Source organism: Lachnospira intestinalis, from assembly GCF_040095895.1.
In the GTDB taxonomy this organism is placed as follows: domain Bacteria; phylum Bacillota; class Clostridia; order Lachnospirales; family Lachnospiraceae; genus Lachnospira; species Lachnospira intestinalis.
In genome coordinates this window covers 116,241-137,445 of sequence record NZ_JBBMFS010000003.1, presented here as the reverse complement: position 1 = coordinate 137,445, position 21,205 = coordinate 116,241, and the positions used below count along the sequence as shown (strand labels likewise).

Here is a 21,205-nt window from a genome sequence, read left to right as displayed (position 1 = left end):
AAGAAGGACGATTATTAAATGGAAAGTAAAGAAGTGATAGCGCGTATAGGGAAAATTTTAAAAGATAATACCGCGATAACAGAAGATGAGTATATTGCTGTTATGAATATATTTTGTGAGAATACTTTTGACTATGACATACAACAATTATATAACAATTTTGAAAAAACAAAATATGATTATTATATACCAGAAAAGATTTTGATGAGATGTTATAAAAATAAAAGTTATTCAAAAGCGTTATCATTATTGGCAGAAGATATGGATTCGGAAAATAAGACATATGAATGGGGAATATTATTTCATAATAAAGGGATTTGGCTGCTTAATAGAGATATAAAAGTTTCGAATACACAATTTAGTTCCCAAAGGACGGTATTTAAAATCTTATTTACAAATAAAACAGATTCTAAATATTTTAAATATTTTAATCACGAATATTTGCTTGGGTATGACAAAGATATATATTTTTTTAGGGATGTCATTACATATAAAAATACAAAATTTTCATCTGTTAAATCAGACAGCTGGAATGCCTATTTCAGCTGTATTAAAAGATTTATGGATTATTATATTTCAGAAAAGGGGCATTATATTGAGGATATTGATAAATGTTATAGAAATATAAAATTATCTGATTATGAAGCCTACATAAAAGACAATAGAACCATAAAAACACCTAATACAGCAAAAAATCAATTCTTTTATATAAAATCTTTTGTATTAAGTCAGACTTATAATAAGGAATTTGATATAAGCAGTAATGAAATAATAAGCAGATGTAAAAATATTTTGAATAAGCCAGCGGGAAATGTAGATGAAACAGATATAAAAAAAATAGCAGGAATTATAAAATGTATAGAAAATCAAAGAAATGGCAAAAGAAACAAAACGATATTTCTAATTTTGCTATGTTTTGGAATGGAAAGAAGAAAGATATGTGCATTAACGTGGGACGATATAGATAAAAAATGTGAAAAGATAAAAATGGGAAAGTATGAAATGGTAATGCCGCATATATTGCAGCAAAGTTTTAAGAAATTAAAACAAGGGAAAAATGATGATGCAACATATGTCTTTGGCAATTCCAGAACAAATTGGCAAAAACCGCTGCCGGAAAGTGGAATCAATGGGGTTTTGGAATTTATCAAAAATATTGATACACAAGATGAGTTCTATAAAAAATTTTCGCCGGGGAATATACGAAAATGGCTTTTTAGATTTTTACTTAAAGAAAATCCGTTACAGGATGTGTTAGTACTAATGAATATACCAATTAGCAACATTTCTAATTATATCAGTGATGAAGAAATGATAGAATTTACTACAGACAAACTTTCAAAGGGGAAAAAATATCTGCTTGAGGATTTTATGAATGATGTTGAAAAATTATTATAATGGATTGAATTCTAACAAAATCCTACTTTTTACAACCCGACAGTTATGCTACCACAGCGCCGGATTTTTTGCGGCGCAGCTGGCAGATGCACTTGAAAAAGCGGGATATATTTGCGAAATGTGCGAAATCCCGGAAGATGGCATCGCGGGAGAAATGCGTGAGCAGGCAGTACCGGCAAAAGATACGGCGGGGGAGATTTCGCCGCAGGCAGCAGCCGTGCTGGAGCGTTATATCGGAAAGGAATACGCGGCGGTCATTGACTTTAATTCCAAGCTGCCGCGGCTGATGTGCGATGATGACACCTATTATCTGGACACCATTCAGGCACCGTTTTTTAACTACATTTTAGACAATCCACTGTATCACCATGCAACACTGCAATGTCCGTTACAGCGGTATCATGTGCTTTTGGTCGATGAAGAACACGCCGCCTATGTACGGAAGCATTATCCGCATATTCAGGGTGCGCATATGCTGTCGCTTGGTGCCAATGAAGCGGTTATCGGAAAGGCATTTGAGCAGAAGCAGGAAAATGTATTATTTATGGGGACATACCGCAGCCCGGAAATATATCTGGAGCAGATTCGTAGTCAGGATACACAGGCGCAGAAAGAAATGCTGCAAATGATTGAGCGGATTCAGGCAGAGCCGGATTTATCCGTGGAGCGCGCATTAAGAGCTGTTTTGGAAGAACAGGATAGAAAAATTTCAGAAGAAGATTTTGCATTGCTGATGAATACATACTATCCGGTGGAAATGTATCTGCGCAATTATGACAGGGAACAGCTGGTGACGGCACTCGTCCGTGCAAAAATTCCGGTAAGAATTGTAGGTGACTGGTGGGAGCGGTACGCATATGCCGCTGCGCCGAATCTGCAATTGGAGCAGCCGGTTGCATTTGACCGTTCATTTGATAAAATTGCGGGAAGTGCCGTGATAGCGGATTCGTCCCCGTTTTTTAAAATGGGAATCCATGACCGTGTGTTTGCGGGCATGGCAAATCACACAGCAGTTCTGACCGATGAAAGTCCTTACAGAAAAAAAGTCTTCGGAACAGGACAGCATATCCTTGATAGGGACTGCCCGGTTGTTTTGTATTCACCGGCAAATCCACAACAGGCATGTGATATGGCAGAAGAATTGTTGATAAACCGTGGCAGGCGTAAAGACCTTGTGGATAAAGCGTATGAAATGTATCAGAAAGAATTTACATGGAATAAAGTAGCGGAACGATTTGTAAAGCTTTTGACAGAATAATTTACAAGAACCTTTAATAAGTGTTATAATAAAACACAAATGATATCAGGGTCAAAAAGTCTAAATCCACATGAGCTTGCTCATAGTTTTGGGTTTATGCCCCCAACATCACATAAAGGTATGTGATAAAAATACATTGTCGGAGGACGGATTATGCAGGATACGAATTCGATTTACGGGCTGTTAAAAGAAAGCGCAGAAAAATATGCCGGGAAAACAGCCGTTTTATATGATACATTTGCAGGAAGCTATGAAAAGCTGTTTCGGGATGTGACCAATAAGGCAATTCATTTGCAGCATTTTGAGGGGAAGCGGGTTGCACTTTACGGACCGTCATCATACCGGTGGATTGTCAATTTATTTGGTATTATTCTGGCGGGAAAAGATGTTGTGCTGGTGGACTCCTTTCTGCCGCATAAGGAACGGGAAAGCCTGCTGGAAAAAGTAGGGGTGGATTACATTTTATCTTCTACCAATCAGTACATCCTTGCAGACAGTCATGCCATCATGATACCGGGGGCAGAAAAAGATGATGTCGAGGGAGAATATAATCCGCAGACACCGGAAGGAAACGTATTGGTATTTACGGCAACAGATAAAGAATCTGATAAAGCGGTTGTGCTGACCACACAGAATCTGATGTATACGGTGAATGCAATGAATCATCACTGCTATTGCAGCGAGCATGACAGAGTGCTGGCACAGACTATGCTGTTTCATATTTTCGGACTGGTTTACAGTCTGTTGTGGCCGCTGGCAAACGGCGCGTGTGTATGTGTCGGACGTGGACTGCGTCATATTGATGCTGAAACCTATTATTACAAGACAACGATTCTGCCGGGTACACCGTCGATGATTGAATATTTAAAGAGAATCAAGGCATTTAATCCGGAACTGCGTACCATTGTAATCGGCGGCGCACCGAGCAGCTATAAGTTATTTGAAAATTTAAAAGACCGGAATTACAACGTGTATACAATATATGGCATGGCAGAGTGCAGCGGTGGCATTGCGGTGAACCGTGAAATGGACGGCTCATATGAATTATATGATGATGAGGCAGTACAGTTAGGTGCAGACGGAGAAATTTTAGTCGGCGGGCACTGTGTCATGAAAGAGTACGACAAAGATGAACAGACGACAAAAGAAGTTTTAAAAGATGGTATGTTCCATACCGGTGATTACGGCAGGATGAACTGCCATGGCAGACTGGTAATTACAAAGAGAAATCCGGGCGTACTGCAGCTGCCAACCGGTGAAAAAATCTGCCGCCGGGTAATTAATGAGGAAATTACGGCAATTCACGGTGTTGCGGAAAGCTATCTGACAATGGACGGGGACAAGCTCACCATTGTAATCGTACCGATTGATAAAGAGATGACAGCAGACCGTATGAAGAAAAAGATTGACAAATACAATGAAAAGAAAGGATATCGCTGGGAAATCCAGAAAGTCATTGTATTAAAGCAGAATCTGCCAAAGCTTGAAAATGGTCAGGTGGACGGTGAAGCAATTCAGGAAATGTTAGAAACGGGACAATATTAATGATAAAAAGGGACAGAAAAGATTAGCAGGTCACATGACACAAGCTTACTTTTCTGTCCCTTTTGGTGTATCAACCATACCGGATTGAAGCCGTACAATGATAATAAATTTATTCTTTATGCCTCTGCATTAATTGATAGTAACGGGGTTACAGATAACCATCAAAAATCATGCCGGTATAGGCGGATAAATTATAGGGGTCATTTGTCGGGCGGAGCGGGTTTTTATAGGCGATAATCTTATTGTTGACATAATCCATAGGATTGAGTGAAATGTCTTCCGCTTTTTTCTGAACAGCCTGTTTAAAGGCATTCAGACCTGAAAAAATGTCGCCTAATGTGCCGTTATCTGCGGCAGAAATAATGGCATCACGGTCAACGGCAATCGTACCATTATCGGTAACGCTTAACCCGTTTTCATTTAAAAGGTGGTTGTAAGATTTTGCAATGCCTGCAAAATCCTTTTTTAACTTTTCATTTCCTTCAAAATGTTCGTTGGCATCATTGGCTGTTACCGAAATCAAGTTGTTATAGCCGCCGATTAATTCGCCGATACTGTCGGCAATTGCATCGGTGTCGGTATTCATGCTGATGGTGACAGGCGCTTTGCCGGTTGTATCAAAAAAGGTCAGTACATAATTATTATCAATTGTCACCTCATTTGAAACAGAGGTGGCAGTTGTTCCGTTTACAGAATATACAGCATTTGCCGGATACTGTGTCACGCGGTCCAGACCCAGTGTAGATACCAGTTCGGTATTGGAATCAGAAGCATCTGAGGAATTCTGGGACTGGATATGGAAAATCGTCGGAGAAATTCCCCTGATGCCTGTTGCATCGGATGTGATGGAAATAGCAGAGTTGCCAAGACCATCCGTTAAAAGCTGTGCGTTTAACCCGATATCAGCCTGGTTAATCAGACGTGCAATCTTTTGCTGGGTATCGGTTACGGTGTCAGTAGCGTTTACGCCGAACTCAAACTGATATGTCAAATCCTGCACCTGCAGATCAAATGAGTACTCACCTGCTGCAAACGGCTTAGAATTTGGCTGTAAGAAGTTGCCGGTGTTTGTCTGTGGACAGGCAAGCTGTGAAACGGTAACTTCAAGCGGTTCATAATCCTGCACACAAGAATCTCCGATATATTCGGCATCGATGACCTGCGGCGAACTGGATGTTGCAGAACGTTTGTATGTAATGGAATCTGTGGATTCATCGGAAAGCTCATCTGCAATCTGGCTTAATTCCCGTGCATTTTCTTTTAAATCAATAGCATATTTTAATGCCGCGTCAGAAAAATCAATCTTATAAGAAGGAGTCTGACTGTTGATTTTTTGTAATCTGCCAAAGGTGCTTTTGAGCTGGGCCTTTGAATGGGTATCATATTTAGAATACTCTCTGTGACCGTACTGGGCGGCATAGTAGTTATAAACCGAATTGATCATCGTCACGAACCTCCTTGTCTGCAATAATCTATATCTCGTGTATTGTGGTTATTAGTGGTAAGCTGTGAAGTTACAAAAACTATAATAGACAGCTTTACGTAAAAAAGCTGAATGTCCCGTTAGAAAATCCGTTTTCCATGTGGGGCATTTGTAAAAAAAGCAATTATCTAAAATGGTTGGATAATATTATATACTAATATATTCGGAATGTCACGCAGTTTCTTTAAGGAAAATTTAAAGATTTGGATTAAAAAATTTGTCAAAAAAGATATTGACGAGTGCCTGTTTACTATGATAAACTAGAACGGCTATGGAAGCGGTCTTTTTTTTATGCCTAAAAAAGAACCAATTGGTGTAGAATCTCATACACCTACAAAAATTTAACGAAAATTGGAGGTGGAAGTTGTGCGCGTTAAGATAACATTGGCATGTACAGAGTGTAAACAGCGTAATTACAACACTACGAAGGATAAGAAAACTCATCCGGACAGAATGGAAACAAAGAAGTACTGTAAGTTCTGTAAATCACACACATTACACAAGGAAACCAAGTAATTTGGAGCAGTGAGGTAAAAGCTATGGGTGAAACTGTTAAAACAAAAAAACAGAAAAAAAGCTGGTTCAAAGGTTTAAAGGCTGAGTTCAAGAAAATTGTCTGGCCTGACCAGAAGTCACTTACAAAGGAAACTGCTGCGGTTGTGATTGTATCCGTTGTAGTCGGTGTAATCATTTCAGTAGTGGACTTGATTGCCCGCTTTGGTATCGAATTCTTGGTGAAGTAAGGAAAAGGTGATTAGATGGACGAAGCAAAATGGTATGTTGTCCACACTTATTCCGGTTATGAGAATAAGGTAAAGGCAAACATCGAAAAAACAGTTGAAAACAGAAATCTTCAGGACCAGGTTCTCGAAGTCATCGTTCCGCTTGAAACGGTTGTTGAAGTAAAGAACGGTGCAACAAAGTCTGCCCAGAAGAAGATGTTCCCTGGATACGTACTCATTAACATGGTGATGAACGATGACAGCTGGTATGTTGTCCGCAACACCCGAGGCGTTACAGGATTTGTAGGTCCGGGATCCAAACCGGTACCGCTCACTCCGGCTGAAATTAAATCACTTGGAATTACCCTTCCGGGAACTGAGGCTCCAAAGCCGGTTGTCCAGTTTGCTGGTAAAGTTGGTGACCAGGTAATGATTCTTTCAGGAGCATGGGAGAATACAGTTGGGGAAATTACAGCAATTAATGACGGCAAGCAGTGCCTGACCATTAATGTAGAAATGTTCGGCCGTGAAACACCGGTTGAGATTGGTTTTACAGACGTAAAACTTATGTAACAGAAAGCTTAAGCAGCTGCTTATGGGCATATAGGCAGTGAGGCATAAGCGTGGGAGATTGAAGCGGCAGATTTAAATCAGCCGTATCTTTCGCCAATTACCACATAATATTTAGGAGGTGCCTAAAATGGCAAAGAAAGTAACAGGTTATATCAAATTACAGATTCCTGCCGGCAAAGCTACACCGGCTCCACCAGTTGGTCCAGCTCTTGGTCAGCATGGTGTAAACATTGTAGAGTTTACAAAGCAGTTCAATGCAAAGACAGCAGATCAGGGAGATTTAATTATCCCGGTTGTTATCACAGTATATGCTGATAGAAGTTTCAGCTTTATTACAAAGACTCCGCCGGCAGCAGTTCTTTTAAAGAAGGCTTGCAACATTAAGTCAGGTTCTGGTACACCAAACAAGACAAAGGTTGCAAAGATTTCTAAGGAAGAAATCAAGAAGATTGCTGAATTAAAGATGCCAGACTTAAATGCTGCATCTATCGAGACTGCTATGTCTATGATAGAAGGAACAGCAAAGAGTATGGGAATCGTTGTAGAAGATTAATTGATTCATATTAATTTGATATATGTGGGAGGAAAGCAAGTCCCTTCCGATATTACCACTAGGAGGTTTTTTGATAATGAAAAGAGGAAAGAAATACGTTGAAGCGGCTAAGTTAATCGACCGCGCAACATTATATGAAGCTACAGATGCAGTTGCTCTTGTAAAGAAGTCTGCAGTAGCAAAATTTGACGAAACAATTGAAGCTCATATCAGAACAGGTTGTGATGGACGTCATGCTGATCAGCAGATCAGAGGTGCAGTTGTTCTTCCACACGGAACAGGTAAGACTGTTAAGGTTTTAGTTTTCGCTAAGGGTGCTAAGGCTGAAGAAGCTGAAGCAGCAGGCGCTGATTTCGTAGGCGGTGAGGAACTGATTCCTAAGATTCAGAATGATAACTGGTTCGATTTTGATGTTGTTGTTGCAACACCTGACATGATGGGCGTTGTTGGTCGTCTGGGACGTGTACTCGGTCCTAAGGGCTTAATGCCAAACCCGAAGGCTGGTACAGTTACAATGGATGTAACAAAAGCTGTTAATGATATCAAGGCTGGTAAGATTGAATACAGACTTGATAAGACAAATATCATTCACGTGCCAATTGGTAAGGCTTCATTTACTGAAGACCAGTTAGCGGACAACTTCCAGGCTATTATGGATGCAATCGTTAAGGCAAAGCCTTCAACATTAAAGGGTCAGTATTTAAGAAGTGTTGTACTTACTTCTACAATGGGTCCTGGTGTTAAGGTCAGCACAGCAAAATATGTTGGCTAATTTGTAAAAAACGGTTGACAACCTATATATGAAGATAGTATACTATCATTTGTTTGTGTGATACATCACACAATGCAATATTTTGCCTAAGACAGCAGGTCCCCATCCGGGGTTAAAGGTTATTCGCCTACCGAGGATTATGAAATGCGGCAGACAGACAGTCTGCGGTATATTAAGACATGAATCTACGTCCTCTGAAGTCTTGTGCTTTGGAGGACTTTTTTATGAATTGGGCAGAATTTATCCCTCTGGTGGGATACAAATCTAACAGGAGGTAACAAATTCATGGCAAAGGTAGAACTTAAAGCACCTATCGTAGACGAAATTTCAGGACACTTAAATGGCGCGCAGGGCGTTGTTTTAGTTGACTACCGTGGCTTAACTGTAGAGCAGGATACACAGCTTCGTAAGCAGTTAAGAGAAGCCGGTGTCGTTTACAAGGTATATAAGAATACTTTAGTAAAGAGAGCTATCGCAGGTACAGAATTCGAGCCAATGACAGATATGCTTGAAGGACCTACAGCAATTGCTATCTGCACTACAGATGCAACAGCTCCGGCTAGAATCCTTAGCAACTTCGCTAAGACAGCCGAAGCTCTTGAATTAAAGTGCGGTGTTGTTGAAGGAACATACTACGATGCAGCTGGCATTCAGACAATTGCTTCTATTCCGTCAAGAGACGAACTTCTCAGCAAGTTCCTTGGAAGCATCCAGTCACCTATTACAAACTTTGCACGTGTTATTAAGCAGATCGCTGAAAAGAACGAAGAAGTTGCTTAATTTCCGTGTCCGGATACAAAACGTATCCATGGAAATGTTGAACAGAGTCTGTACGGATACCGTATGGACGGTCCGGGCAGCAGCCCAATAATATAAAAGGAGAGTAAATAAATGACTACACAGGAAATCATTGAAGTTATTAAGGGATTATCAGTATTAGAATTAAACGATTTAGTTAAGGCTTGCGAAGAAGAATTCGGCGTATCTGCAGCAGCAGGCGTTGTTGTTGCAGCAGCAGGTGCTGGCGCAGCAGCAGGTGAAGAAAAGACAGAATTCGACGTAGAACTTACAGAAGCTGGCGCTAACAAGGTTAAGGTTATCAAGGTTGTTCGTGAAATCACAGGTCTTGGCTTAAAGGAAGCTAAGGAAGTTGTTGATGGCGCACCTAAGGTTGTTAAGGAAGGCGCTTCTAAGGAAGAAGCTGAAGAAATTCAGAAGAAGCTTGAAGCTGAAGGCGCTAAGGTTACTCTTAAGTAATTTTACCCACAACAGTATCAATATAAAATTAAGAACCGGATTCCTGCGGGAGTCCGGTTTTTTACGTTATAGAAATACTGTACGGCAGCGGTGTAATTCGTGAAAATGAATTTACTTTCAATTCTGAAAATGTTATAATATTCATAATTATGCGCGCAAATGTAATAAAAAGGAAAACTGGTAAAAATTATCATGTATAGTGCTTGACAGACAAGTGACTGTATGCTATTATGGACAATGCACTATTGTGTATGCTTATGCTTTTTTATTGCATTGCATATTAAAAATATCAGATTTTATATAAAAATAAACACAAGGGGTGAAACGTCAATGGAGAAAAACAGAATGCGTCCGGTCAAGGCAGGCAAGAGCATGAGAATGAGCTATTCAAGACAGAAAGAAGTTCTTGAAATGCCGAACCTTATTGAAGTTCAGAAGGACTCTTATCAGTGGTTCCTGGATGAAGGGTTAAAAGAAGTTTTTGATGATATCTCTCCAATAGCAGACTACAATGGCAGATTGAGTCTGGAATTTGTTGACTTTGCTTTATGCGAAGATGATGTCAAGTATTCTATTGAAGAATGTAAGGAAAGAGATGCTACATATGCAGCACCTCTGAAGGTAAGAGTAAGACTCCACAATAAGGAAAGTGAAGATATCAGCGAACATGAAATTTTCATGGGCGACCTTCCACTTATGACAAAGACGGGAACATTCGTTATCAACGGAGCAGAACGAGTTATCGTCAGCCAGCTGGTACGTTCACCAGGTATCTATTACGATATCCAGAAGGATAAGTACGGTAAGATTTTCCTTTACAGCTCACAGGTTATCCCAAACCGTGGTGCATGGTTAGAGTATGAAACAGATGCCAACGATGTGTTCTATGTTAAAGTAGATAGAAATAAAAAGGTTCCTGTAACCGTGCTGATTCGTGCACTCGGTTTCGGAACAAATGCTGAAATTATTGATATTTTCGGCGAAGAACCAAAGCTTCTTGCTACAATGGAGAAGGATACTTCTACAAACTATCAGGAAGGTATTTTAGAGCTTTATAAGAAGTTAAGACCGGGTGAACCGTTATCTGTAGATAGTGCGGAAGCGCTGATTTCAGGTATGTTCTTTGATCCGAGAAGATATGACCTTGCAAAGGTGGGAAGATATAAGTTTAATAAGAAGCTTTCTTTCAAGAGCAGACTTTCAGGACATATCCTTGCAGATGATGTTGTGGATACACAGGGCAATGTCATTGCACAGGCAGGCGATAAGCTTGACAGAGAAACAGCACAGGCAATTCAGGATGCAGCGGTTCCGGCAGTCTTCTTAAATGTAGATTTAAGAAACAGTGACGGTACAATTACAACAAAGAGAGTAAAAGTGCTGTCTAACATGGCAGTTGATATTACAAAATGGGTTGATATTTCAAAGGAAGAAGCAAGAGAACTCGGTGTTACAGAAGCTGTATTCTTCCCTGTACTCAGCCAGATTTTAGCTGAAAATGAATCACTTGAAGAAATCAAAGAAGCAATCTGCAAGAACATTGCCGATCTGATTCCAAAGCACATTACTGTAGAAGATATTATTGCTTCTATTAATTATAATATGCACCTTGAATACGGCGTTGGTACAAAGGATGATATTGATCACCTTGGTAACAGACGTATCAGAGCGGTCGGCGAACTGTTACAGAACCAGTTCAGAATCGGTATTTCCAGAATGGAAAGAGTTGTCAGGGAAAGAATGTCCACACAGGACTTAAGCGGTATTTCTCCGCAGTCACTGATTAACATTAAACCGGTTACGGCAGCGATTAAGGAATTCTTTGGAAGTTCCCAGCTGTCACAGTTCATGGATCAGAATAACCCGTTGTCAGAAATTACGCATAAAAGACGTCTTTCTGCATTAGGACCGGGTGGTCTGTCAAGAGATCGTGCCGGTTTCGAGGTTCGAGATGTTCACTATACACATTACGGAAGAATGTGTCCTATTGAAACACCTGAAGGTCCGAACATCGGTCTGATTAACTCACTTGCATCTTATGCAAGAATTAACGAATATGGTTTTGTAGAGGCACCGTACCGTCTGGTAGACAGAACCGATCCAAAGAATCCGCGTGTTACCGATGAAGTACAGTACTTTACGGCTGATGAAGAAGATGATTATCATGTAGCACAGGCGAATGCGGAAATTGACGAAGAAGGACATTTCGTTAAGAATACTGTATCCGGCCGTTACAGAGAAGAAACTTCTGAATTTGACAAGACACAGATTGAATTAATGGACGTATCGCCAAAGATGGTATTCTCTGTTGCGACATCCATGATTCCGTTCCTTCAGAACGATGACTGTACACGAGCGCTGATGGGTTCCAACATGCAGCGTCAGGCCGTACCGCTTCTGATGACAGAAGCACCGGTTATTGGTACAGGTATTGAAAATAAGACAGCAAGAGACTCAGGTGTCTGCGTTGTAGCAGAAGCAGACGGTGAAGTTCTTTTGTCTGAATCTGATAAAATTATTGTAAGAGAAGATGACGGCAAGGTACATGAGTATAAGCTGACAAAGTTCTCAAGAAGTAACCAGAGCAACTGCTATAACCAGCGTCCAATCGTATTTAAAGGTGACAAGGTGAAGGAAGGCGATGTTATCGCAGATGGTCCTTCTACACAGAATGGTGAAATTGCATTAGGTAAGAACCCGTTAATCGGTTTCATGACATGGGAAGGTTACAACTACGAAGATGCTGTATTATTAAGTGAACGTCTGGTGCGTGATGATGTATACACTTCTATCCATATTGAAGAATATGAAATCGAAGCCCGTGATACAAAGTTAGGACCGGAAGAAATCACAAGAGATATTCCTTCCGCAAGCAGTGATTCTATCAAGGATCTGGATGAAAACGGTGTGATCCGCATCGGTGCAGAAGTACGTGCCGGAGATATTCTGGTTGGTAAAGTAACACCAAAGGGTGAAACAGAACTGACAGCCGAAGAAAGACTGCTTCGTGCAATCTTTGGTGAAAAGGCAAGAGAAGTAAGAGATACTTCATTAAAGGTACCTCATGGTGAATATGGTATCGTTGTGGCAGTGAAGACATTTACAAGAGAAAACAGCGATGAACTGGCACCGGGTGTCAGCAAGTCTGTCCGCATCTATATTGCACAGAAGAGAAAGATTTCTGTAGGTGATAAGATGGCCGGCCGTCATGGTAACAAGGGTGTCGTTTCCAGAGTTCTCCCTGTGGAAGATATGCCATTCCTTCCAAACGGACGTCCGCTTGATATCGTCTTAAACCCTCTGGGTGTGCCTTCACGAATGAATATCGGACAGGTGCTTGAAATCCATTTAAGTCTTGCAGCAAAGGTGCTTGGCTTTAACATTTCTACACCGGTATTCGACGGTGCAGACGAAAATGATATTATGGATACACTGGATATGGCAAATGACTATGCAAATACACCTTTTGATGATGAAGAATTACAGCGTGAAAAGGCAGCTGCACAGGAAAATGGCGAAGATTATCCGGAAGATATGGTAACATTTACAGATAAATATAAAGAACTGCTGAATCCTGACGTATTCCAGTATCTGAGTGACAACAGAGCACACAGAGAAGAATGGAAGGGTGTTCCAATCGGACGTGACGGTAAGGTAAGACTGCGTGACGGACGTACAGGTGAATATTTTGACAGCCCTGTAACAATCGGTTTCATGCACTACTTAAAGCTCCATCATCTGGTTGATGATAAGATTCATGCACGTTCAACAGGTCCTTACTCACTTGTAACACAGCAGCCGCTCGGTGGTAAAGCACAGTTCGGTGGACAGCGTTTCGGTGAAATGGAAGTTTGGGCACTGGAAGCTTACGGTGCATCATATACATTACAGGAAATCCTGACTGTGAAGTCCGATGATGTTGTAGGACGAGTTCGTACTTACGAAGCAATTATCAAGGGTGAAAATATCCCTGAACCGGGTATTCCGGAATCCTTCAAGGTACTTTTAAAGGAACTCCAGTCCCTGGCATTAGACGTAAGAGTGCTTGATAAGGATAACAATGAAGTGAAACTGCTTGAAAGCTCTGAATACGAAGTAACTGACTTCAAGAAAGTTCTTGATGATGGCAGATACAGACGTGACAGCAGAGAAGAGGAAGCAGAATATGCTAAGAATGGTTCAACCATTCAGACAGTCGGTGAAGACGGCTTTGAAGATGCAGAGGATGTAGAGTATGCCGGCGATGATGCATTTGATGATGCAGATGATTATGGCGATGGCAATTCAGATATGATGGATTAATAGAAGGGAGCACGATCATGGCAGAAGAATCAAAAAGAGATTTGACCAGTCAGTCTATGAAGTTTGATAAGATTCAGATTAAACTGGCTTCTCCGGAGGATATTTTAGAGTGGTCTCACGGTGAGGTTACAAAGCCGGAGACAATCAACTACAGAACTTTAAAACCGGAAAAAGATGGTTTGTATTGTGAAAGAATCTTTGGACCGAGTAAGGACTGGGAGTGTCACTGCGGTAAATATAAGAAAATCAAAGATAAGGGTATTATCTGCGATAAGTGTGGTGTCGAAGTAACAAAGGCCAGTGTCCGTAGAGATCGTATGGGACATATCCATTTAGCGGCTCCTGTTTCCCATATCTGGTATTTTAAGGGAATTCCTAGCCGTATGGATCTGATTCTGGACATCGGACCGAAGAACCTTGAAAAAGTATTATATTTTGCAGCTTATATTGTAATTGATCCGGGTACGACAGAAATTCCGTTCAAGAAGATTTTAACAGAACAGGAATACCGTGAACTCTACGATCAGTACGGCAATACATTCCGTGTCGGCATGGGTGCGGAAGCCATTTATGAACTGCTTAAAAATGTAGATTTGGAATCAGAAGTTGCAAAGTTAAAGGAAGAACTTGAAAATACAACTTCCCAGAAGGCAGCAAGACTCATTAAGAGAATTGAAGTCATGGAAGCGTTTTTAACAGCCGGAACAAGACCGGAATGGATGATCTTAACTGAAATTCCGGTAATCCCACCGGATTTAAGACCAATGGTACAGTTAGACGGTGGACGTTTTGCAACATCCGATTTAAATGACTTATATAGAAGAATCATCAACAGAAACAACAGACTTGCACGTCTGATTGAGCTGGGCGCTCCGGAAATCATTATCCGTAATGAAAAGAGAATGCTTCAGGAAGCTGTTGATGCCCTGATTGATAACGGACGTAGAAACGGACGTCCGGTAACAGGTCCTGGTAACAGAGCGTTAAAGTCACTTTCAGACCTGTTAAAGGGTAAGCAGGGACGTTTCCGTCAGAACCTCCTTGGTAAGCGAGTTGACTATTCAGGTCGTTCTGTTATCGTTGTAGGTCCTGAATTAAAGATTTATCAGTGTGGTCTTCCAAAGGAAATGGCAATTGAGCTGTTTAAGCCGTTTGTTATGAGAGAACTGGTAAGACGTGGACTGGCTGACAATATTAAGAAAGCGAAAAAGAGCGTAGAACATCTTGAAAACAGCGTATGGGATGTGCTGGAAGATGTTATCAAAGAGCATCCGGTTATGTTAAACCGTGCTCCTACACTGCACAGACTTGGTATTCAGGCATTCGAGCCAATCCTTGTAGAAGGTAAGGCAATTAAGCTGCATCCGCTTGTTTGTACAGCGTTCAACGCCGATTTCGATGGTGACCAGATGGCCGTCCATCTGCCACTTTCAGTAGAAGCACAGGCAGAATGCCGCTTCATGCTGCTTTCACCAAACAACCTGTTAAAGCCGTCTGATGGTGGCCCTGTAGCTGTTCCTTCACAGGATATGGTTCTTGGTATTTACTATCTGACACAGGAAAGACCGGGGGCAAAGGGTGAAGGTAAGTTCTTTAAGAATGTAAACGAAGCACTTCTTGCATATGAAAACGGAGTTATTACATTACACTCTAAGATTTTAGTTCATATGACAAAGACCGATGCAGAAGGCAATACCGTTTCAGGTAATGTAGAATCTACACTGGGAAGATTCATTTTCAATGAAATTCTCCCACAGGATTTAGGATATGTAGACAGAAGCAAGGAAGAAAACCAGATGCTTCTGGAGGTTGATTTCCATGTAGGAAAGAAGCAGTTAAAGGATATTTTACAGCACGTTATTAATACCCACGGTACAACGACAACAGCCGAAGTACTTGATGATATTAAGGCAATGGGTTATAAGTATTCTACAAGAGCAGCCATGACCGTTTCTATTTCAGAAATGACTGTGCCGCCGATTAAGAAGAAACTGATTTCCGATGCAGAAAAGAAGGTTGAACAGATTACTGTAAACTACAACAGAGGTCGTTCAACAGATGAAGAAAGACATAAGAATGTTATCCGCGTATGGCAGGAAACGGATGAGGCATTAAAGGATGCCCTGATTGAAGGTCTTGATAAATACAACAACATCTTCATGATGGCCGATTCAGGTGCCCGTGGTTCTAACCAGCAGATTAAGCAGCTTGCAGGTATGCGTGGTTTGATGGCAGATACATCCGGTAATACAATCGAACTCCCAATCAAGTCCAACTTCCGTGAAGGTCTTGATGTACTGGAATACTTCATTTCAGCGCATGGTGCGCGTAAGGGTCTGTCCGATACAGCGCTTCGTACAGCCGATTCAGGATACCTTACAAGACGTCTTGTAGACGTATCACAGGATTTGATTATCAGAGAAACAGACTGCAGCGCCGGTAAGGCAATTCCGGGTATGTATGTATCTGAATTCGTAAATGATAAGGCAACTGCAAGCAGTGATGCAAAGGCAGATATCCTTGAATCATTAGAAGAACGTATTACAGGCAGATATCTTGCAGAAGACATCATTGATCCGTCTACCGGTGAAGTGATTTTAGCTGCAAACCACCTTGTAACACCAAAGAGAGCAGCACAGATTGTTGCAACAGGTGTTGAAAAGGTTAAAATCAGAACAATTCTTACCTGCCGTTCACACATTGGTGTATGTGCAAAGTGCTACGGTTCTAACATGGCGACAGGTCAGACCGTACAGGTTGGTGAAGCTGTTGGTATTATCGCTGCCCAGTCTATCGGTGAACCGGGTACACAGCTTACTATGCGTACTTTCCATACAGGTGGTGTTGCCGGTGATAATATTACACAGGGTCTTCCTCGTGTCGAAGAACTTTTTGAAGCAAGAAAGCCAAAGGCACTTGCTGTACTGGCAGAGTTTGGCGGTGTCGTAAGCTTTGCAAAGACAGAAAAGAAGACAGATATTGTTATTACAGACGATGATGGTAACTCAAAGGCTTATCCTGTATCTAGAGATACAAGAGTCAAGGTTCAGGAAGGTCAGATTGTTGTAAAGGGTGAAGAAATCACAGAAGGTTCTGAAAATCCTCATGATATCGTAAGAATCCTCGGCGTACGTGCCGTACAGGATTACGTACTGCGTGAAGTTCAGAAGGTTTACCGTATCCAGGGTGTAGAAATCAACGATAAGCATATCGAATTGATTGTACGCCAGATGTTAAAGAAGATTGTTATTGAATCTCCTGGAGATTCAGAATTCCTGACAGGTTCTCAGGTAGATACAATTGAATTTACGGAAGTAAACGAAAAGCTGGAAGAGGAAGGCAAGACTCCTGCAACAGGTACTTCAATTATTCTGGGTATTACAAAGGCTTCTCTTGCAACAAATTCATTCCTGTCAGCTGCTTCCTTCCAGGAAACAACAAAGGTTCTGACAGATGCCGCTATTAACGGCAAGGTCGATCCGCTGATTGGTCTGAAGGAAAACGTTATCATTGGTAAACTGATTCCTGCCGGTACAGGTATGAAGCGTTATCAGAACGTTGAACTGGATTCTAATGAAAGGGTCCGCAAAGAAATTGAAGAAGAAGCAGCCGAAAGAGCAAAAGAGGAAGCTGCATCTGACATTTCTGATGACGAAACACTGGAACTGACGGAAGAAGAAGTTACAGTAACAGAATAAAACTAAAGCCGTTTCAGGCATAGGATAAAAAGTTCCGGTATAGTGGTAATGCACTGTACCGGAATTTTTGGTTTTTACAGAAAAAGTTTGAGCAGATATATCTTTGAGCTAAAAATTTTAAAAAGTGCTTGACATATAAAAATATAAAATATATACTAAACAAGTGTGTGATAACAGGAAAGCCCTGCTATGCCACATTATTCAGAAATGAACTGAATATGCAACCATGAATTATTCTAATTCCGGGAGGTGAAAAAGGAATGCCTACATTTAACCAGTTAGTAAGACAGGGAAGAAAAACAACAGTAAAGAAGTCTACAGCACCAGCTCTTCAGAAGGGATACAACTCACTTCAGAAGAAAGCAACAGACGTAGCTGCTCCACAGAAGAGAGGCGTTTGTACAGCTGTTAAGACTGCAACACCTAAGAAGCCTAACTCAGCCCTTAGAAAGATTGCCAGAGTTCGTCTTTCAAACGGTATTGAAGTAACATCTTATATCCCAGGTGAAGGACACAATCTTCAGGAACACAGCGTTGTTCTGATCAGAGGTGGACGTGTTAAGGATTTACCAGGTACAAGATATCACATCGTTCGTGGTGTACTTGATACAGCAGGTGTCGCTAAGAGAAGACAGGCACGTTCTAAATACGGTGCCAAGAGACCTAAGGATGCTAAATAATTAGTATCGTAAAGGCAAATTGCAGGTTGGCAGATTTTCTAAAAACCATGCAGTAAAACGCGGAAATGGTCCGCATTTATTCACAATATGATTTATAACAAGTGCCGGAGTTAGATTAATCCGAAGGTTGCAGGTTTAAGATATACCGCGCACGTACACAGCCGATTATCCCGATGGCGGCAGCCTTTATTGGATGTCGCAGGTGGAAAAAGGTCATATATATTTGTGAGTACCGATGAATTAATGAATATTGTTAAGGAGGGAAGAACCGTGCCACGTAAAGGACATACTCAGAAAAGAGATGTATTAGCAGATCCTATTTACAATAATAAGGTCGTGACAAAGCTTATCAACAACATTATGCTTGATGGTAAGAGAGGAGTTGCCCAGAAGATTGTATACGGAGCATTTGACAGAGTCGCAGCAAAGACTGAAAGACCTGCTATCGAAGTTTTCGAAGAAGCTATGAACAATATCATGCCAGTTCTTGAAGTTAAGGCTAGACGTATCGGTGGTGCTACTTATCAGGTACCGATCGAAGTTAAGCCGGACAGAAGACAGGCTTTAGCTCTTCGTTGGATGACAGCTTATTCTCGTGCAAGAGGCGAGAAGACAATGGAAGAAAGACTTGCAAATGAAATCCTCGATGCTGCAAACAATACAGGATCTTCTGTAAAGAAGAAAGAAGATATGCACAAGATGGCAGAAGCAAACAAGGCTTTTGCTCATTACAGATTCTAATAATATAGGAGGATTTACCGATGGCTGGAAGAGAATATCCATTGGAGAGAACCAGAAATATTGGTATCATGGCTCATATCGATGCAGGTAAGACTACATTAACAGAGCGTATCCTTTATTATACTGGTGTAAACCACAAAATTGGTGATACTCATGAAGGTACTGCTACCATGGACTGGATGGCCCAGGAGCAGGAAAGAGGTATCACAATTACTTCAGCTGCTACAACATGTCACTGGACACCGGAAAAAGAAGGTAAGCCAGATAAGACACAGCCAGAATACCGTATCAACATCATTGATACTCCGGGTCACGTTGACTTCACAGTAGAAGTTGAACGTTCACTTAGAGTTCTTGATGGTGCTGTAGGTGTGTTCGATGCTCAGAACGGTGTAGAACCGCAGTCAGAGAACGTATGGCGTCAGGCTGATAAATACAATGTACCACGTATGGCTTTCATGAACAAGATGGATAAGATGGGTGCAGATTTCTTTGGATCATGCAACCAGCTTATAACAAAGCTTGGTAAGAATCCTGTACTTGTACAGATTCCGATTGGTAAGGAAGATGAATTTAAGGGTATCATCGACTTATTTGAAATGAAGGCTTATGTCTTTAACGGAGATAAGGGTGATGATATTTCCGTAGGTGAAATTCCTGATGATTTAAAGGATCAGGCTCAGGAATATCATGACAAGCTCATTGAACAGTGTGCTGAACTTGATGAAGACCTTATGGAAAAGTTCTTTAATGATGAAGAACTTACAATTCCTGAATTAAAGGCAGCTTTAAGAAAGGGTACTATCGAAGGTACAGCAATTCCTTGTCTTTGCGGTACAGCTTATAAGAACAAGGGTGTTCAGAAGCTTCTTGATGCAGTTATCGAATACATGCCTGCACCAACAGATATCCCGGATATCACAGGTGTTGATGAAGACGGTAACGAAGTTACAAGAAAGTCATCTGATGAAGAACCATTCTCAGCTCTTGCATTCAAGATTATGACAGACCCATTCGTTGGTAAGCTGGCATTCTTCAGAGTTTACTCTGGTACATTGAACGGTGGTTCATATGTATTAAATGCAAACAAGAACAAGAAGGAAAGAGTTGGCCGTATCCTTCAGATGCATGCTAACAACAGAAAAGAAATTGATAAGGTTTATTCTGGAGATATCGCAGCTGCTGTAGGTCTGAAGTTCACTGTAACAGGTGATACAATCTGTGACGAACAGCATCCGGTTATCTTAGAGTCAATGGAATTCCCAGAGCCGGTTATCGAACTTGCTATCGAACCAAAGACTAAGAATGACCAGGGTAAGATGGGTGAAGCTTTAGCAAAGCTTGCTGAAGAAGATCCGACATTCCGTGCCCACACAGATCAGGAAACCGGTCAGACAATTATCGCAGGTATGGGTGAACTTCATCTTGATATCATCGTAGACAGACTTCTTCGTGAATTCAAGGTAGAAGCAAACGTAGGTGCTCCACAGGTTGCTTACAGAGAATGCTTTACAAAGGCAGTTGATGTTGATAGTAAGTATGCTAAGCAGTCAGGTGGTCGTGGTCAGTATGGTCACTGTAAAGTACGTTTCTCACCACTTGAAGCAAACGTTGATAAGTTCGATGTTGAAACAAAGAATACAGTATTAATCAATGAGCCTCCGGTACTTTTCTGTGAATCATCAGTAGTTGGTGGTGCTATTCCTAAGGAATACATCCCTTCAGTTGCAGATGGTATCCGTGAAGCCGCTAACTCAGGTATTTTAGCTGGATTCCCGGTTCTCGGACTTAGAGCAGATATCTATGATGGATCTTACCATGAAGTCGATTCATCAGAAATGGCATTCCACATTGCCGGTTCTATGGCATTTAAGGATGCTATGGCTAAGGCAGCTCCGGCACTTCTTGAGCCAATCATGAAGGTTGAAGTTACAATGCCGGAAGAATACATGGGTGATGTTATCGGTGATATCAACTCTCGTAGAGGACGTATCGAAGGTATGGAAGATATCTCAGGTGGTAAGATGATTAAAGCATTCGTTCCGCTTTCAGAGATGTTCGGATATGCTACAGACCTTCGTTCTAAGACACAGGGTCGTGGTAACTACTCTATGTTCTTTGATAAGTATGAACAGGCTCCAAAGTCCGTTCAGGATAAGGTTATTGCTTCAAGAGCAAAATAATCTAATAAAAATATAGTTGCAAAATATTTAAAAATGCAAT

At 41.1% G+C, this 21,205-nt stretch carries 16 protein-coding genes and 1 other annotated feature; of the genes, 15 read left to right on the top strand and 1 reads right to left on the bottom strand.

The window, feature by feature from the left end; translation table 11 throughout:
- Positions 1-18: 18 nt before the first annotated feature.
- The 3 genes from WMO37_RS05030 to WMO37_RS05020 all read left to right on the top strand — a co-directional run bounded on the left by WMO37_RS05030 (position 19) and on the right by WMO37_RS05020 (position 4,201).
- Positions 19-1,398 carry a site-specific integrase gene (locus WMO37_RS05030; protein WP_349154436.1) on the top strand — a complete coding sequence of 460 codons (1,380 nt, stop codon included), beginning with the start codon at positions 19-21 and terminating at the stop codon, positions 1,396-1,398.
- On the top strand, positions 1,376-2,656 hold the full coding sequence (locus WMO37_RS05025) for a glycosyltransferase (RefSeq protein ID WP_349154435.1): 1,281 nt from the start codon (positions 1,376-1,378) through the stop codon (positions 2,654-2,656). The genes WMO37_RS05030 and WMO37_RS05025 overlap by 23 nt, the downstream gene beginning before the upstream one ends.
- A gap of 153 nt (positions 2,657-2,809) precedes the next feature.
- Positions 2,810-4,201 carry a class I adenylate-forming enzyme family protein gene (locus tag WMO37_RS05020; protein ID WP_349154434.1) on the top strand — a complete coding sequence of 464 codons (1,392 nt, stop codon included), beginning with the start codon at positions 2,810-2,812 and terminating at the stop codon, positions 4,199-4,201.
- A 148-nt stretch (positions 4,202-4,349) separates the two neighbouring features.
- Here the strand turns inward: WMO37_RS05020 and WMO37_RS05015 are convergent, their stop codons facing one another.
- Entirely contained in the window at positions 4,350-5,645 is a 1,296-nt protein-coding gene (locus WMO37_RS05015) for a hypothetical protein (RefSeq protein ID WP_349154433.1), read from the bottom strand.
- Positions 5,646-6,050: 405 nt separating this feature from the next.
- On the opposite strand from WMO37_RS05015, the gene rpmG reads away from it, so the two are divergent.
- The 12 genes from rpmG to fusA all read left to right on the top strand — a co-directional run bounded on the left by rpmG (position 6,051) and on the right by fusA (position 21,165).
- Positions 6,051-6,200, top strand: a complete 150-nt coding sequence (gene rpmG, locus WMO37_RS05010) for a 50S ribosomal protein L33 (RefSeq protein ID WP_227090497.1) — start codon at positions 6,051-6,053, stop codon at positions 6,198-6,200.
- 23 nt (positions 6,201-6,223) lie between these two features.
- Positions 6,224-6,427 (top strand): preprotein translocase subunit SecE, encoded by a 204-nt coding sequence (gene secE, locus WMO37_RS05005; RefSeq protein WP_022432520.1) that lies wholly within the window; start codon positions 6,224-6,226, stop codon positions 6,425-6,427.
- A 15-nt stretch (positions 6,428-6,442) separates the two neighbouring features.
- Positions 6,443-6,979: a transcription termination/antitermination protein NusG gene (nusG, locus tag WMO37_RS05000; protein ID WP_022432521.1), complete on the top strand. Its 537-nt coding sequence runs from the start codon at positions 6,443-6,445 to the stop codon at positions 6,977-6,979.
- Between the two features lie 127 nt (positions 6,980-7,106).
- Complete coding sequence (rplK, locus tag WMO37_RS04995; RefSeq protein WP_022432522.1) at positions 7,107-7,532, top strand: 50S ribosomal protein L11; 426 nt, start codon at positions 7,107-7,109, stop codon at positions 7,530-7,532.
- Positions 7,533-7,608: 76 nt separating this feature from the next.
- On the top strand, positions 7,609-8,304 hold the full coding sequence (rplA, locus tag WMO37_RS04990; RefSeq protein WP_022432523.1) for a 50S ribosomal protein L1: 696 nt from the start codon (positions 7,609-7,611) through the stop codon (positions 8,302-8,304).
- Positions 8,305-8,371: 67 nt separating this feature from the next.
- Positions 8,372-8,536, top strand: a sequence feature (ribosomal protein L10 leader region).
- Between the two features lie 53 nt (positions 8,537-8,589).
- Positions 8,590-9,084 (top strand): 50S ribosomal protein L10, encoded by a 495-nt coding sequence (gene rplJ / locus WMO37_RS04985; protein ID WP_227090498.1) that lies wholly within the window; start codon positions 8,590-8,592, stop codon positions 9,082-9,084.
- Between the two features lie 111 nt (positions 9,085-9,195).
- Positions 9,196-9,561: a 50S ribosomal protein L7/L12 gene (rplL, locus tag WMO37_RS04980; protein ID WP_022432525.1), complete on the top strand. Its 366-nt coding sequence runs from the start codon at positions 9,196-9,198 to the stop codon at positions 9,559-9,561.
- Between the two features lie 330 nt (positions 9,562-9,891).
- Complete coding sequence (gene rpoB, locus WMO37_RS04975; protein WP_349154432.1) at positions 9,892-13,863, top strand: DNA-directed RNA polymerase subunit beta; 3,972 nt, start codon at positions 9,892-9,894, stop codon at positions 13,861-13,863.
- Between the two features lie 17 nt (positions 13,864-13,880).
- On the top strand, positions 13,881-17,561 hold the full coding sequence (rpoC, locus tag WMO37_RS04970; protein WP_227090500.1) for a DNA-directed RNA polymerase subunit beta': 3,681 nt from the start codon (positions 13,881-13,883) through the stop codon (positions 17,559-17,561).
- Between the two features lie 260 nt (positions 17,562-17,821).
- Positions 17,822-18,241 (top strand): 30S ribosomal protein S12, encoded by a 420-nt coding sequence (rpsL, locus tag WMO37_RS04965; protein WP_022432528.1) that lies wholly within the window; start codon positions 17,822-17,824, stop codon positions 18,239-18,241.
- A 270-nt stretch (positions 18,242-18,511) separates the two neighbouring features.
- On the top strand, positions 18,512-18,982 hold the full coding sequence (rpsG, locus tag WMO37_RS04960) for a 30S ribosomal protein S7 (RefSeq protein ID WP_022432529.1): 471 nt from the start codon (positions 18,512-18,514) through the stop codon (positions 18,980-18,982).
- Between the two features lie 20 nt (positions 18,983-19,002).
- On the top strand, positions 19,003-21,165 hold the full coding sequence (gene fusA, locus WMO37_RS04955; RefSeq protein ID WP_227090502.1) for an elongation factor G: 2,163 nt from the start codon (positions 19,003-19,005) through the stop codon (positions 21,163-21,165).
- Positions 21,166-21,205 lie beyond the last annotated feature (40 nt).

Excerpts from the sequence above, each read along its gene's own strand:
- WMO37_RS05030 (WP_349154436.1), top strand. The coding sequence starts at position 19 with ATGGAAAGTAAAGAAGTGATAGCGCGTATAGGGAAAATTTTAAAAGAT.
- WMO37_RS05025 (WP_349154435.1), top strand. The coding sequence starts at position 1,376 with ATGATGTTGAAAAATTATTATAATGGATTGAATTCTAACAAAATCCTA.
- WMO37_RS05020 (WP_349154434.1), top strand. The coding sequence starts at position 2,810 with ATGCAGGATACGAATTCGATTTACGGGCTGTTAAAAGAAAGCGCAGAA.
- WMO37_RS05015 (WP_349154433.1), bottom strand. The coding sequence starts at position 5,645 with ATGATCAATTCGGTTTATAACTACTATGCCGCCCAGTACGGTCACAGA.
- secE (WP_022432520.1), top strand. The coding sequence starts at position 6,224 with ATGGGTGAAACTGTTAAAACAAAAAAACAGAAAAAAAGCTGGTTCAAA.
- nusG (WP_022432521.1), top strand. The coding sequence starts at position 6,443 with ATGGACGAAGCAAAATGGTATGTTGTCCACACTTATTCCGGTTATGAG.
- rplK (WP_022432522.1), top strand. The coding sequence starts at position 7,107 with ATGGCAAAGAAAGTAACAGGTTATATCAAATTACAGATTCCTGCCGGC.
- rplA (WP_022432523.1), top strand. The coding sequence starts at position 7,609 with ATGAAAAGAGGAAAGAAATACGTTGAAGCGGCTAAGTTAATCGACCGC.
- rplJ (WP_227090498.1), top strand. The coding sequence starts at position 8,590 with ATGGCAAAGGTAGAACTTAAAGCACCTATCGTAGACGAAATTTCAGGA.
- rplL (WP_022432525.1), top strand. The coding sequence starts at position 9,196 with ATGACTACACAGGAAATCATTGAAGTTATTAAGGGATTATCAGTATTA.
- rpoB (WP_349154432.1), top strand. The coding sequence starts at position 9,892 with ATGGAGAAAAACAGAATGCGTCCGGTCAAGGCAGGCAAGAGCATGAGA.
- rpoC (WP_227090500.1), top strand. The coding sequence starts at position 13,881 with ATGGCAGAAGAATCAAAAAGAGATTTGACCAGTCAGTCTATGAAGTTT.
- rpsL (WP_022432528.1), top strand. The coding sequence starts at position 17,822 with ATGCCTACATTTAACCAGTTAGTAAGACAGGGAAGAAAAACAACAGTA.
- fusA (WP_227090502.1), top strand. The coding sequence starts at position 19,003 with ATGGCTGGAAGAGAATATCCATTGGAGAGAACCAGAAATATTGGTATC.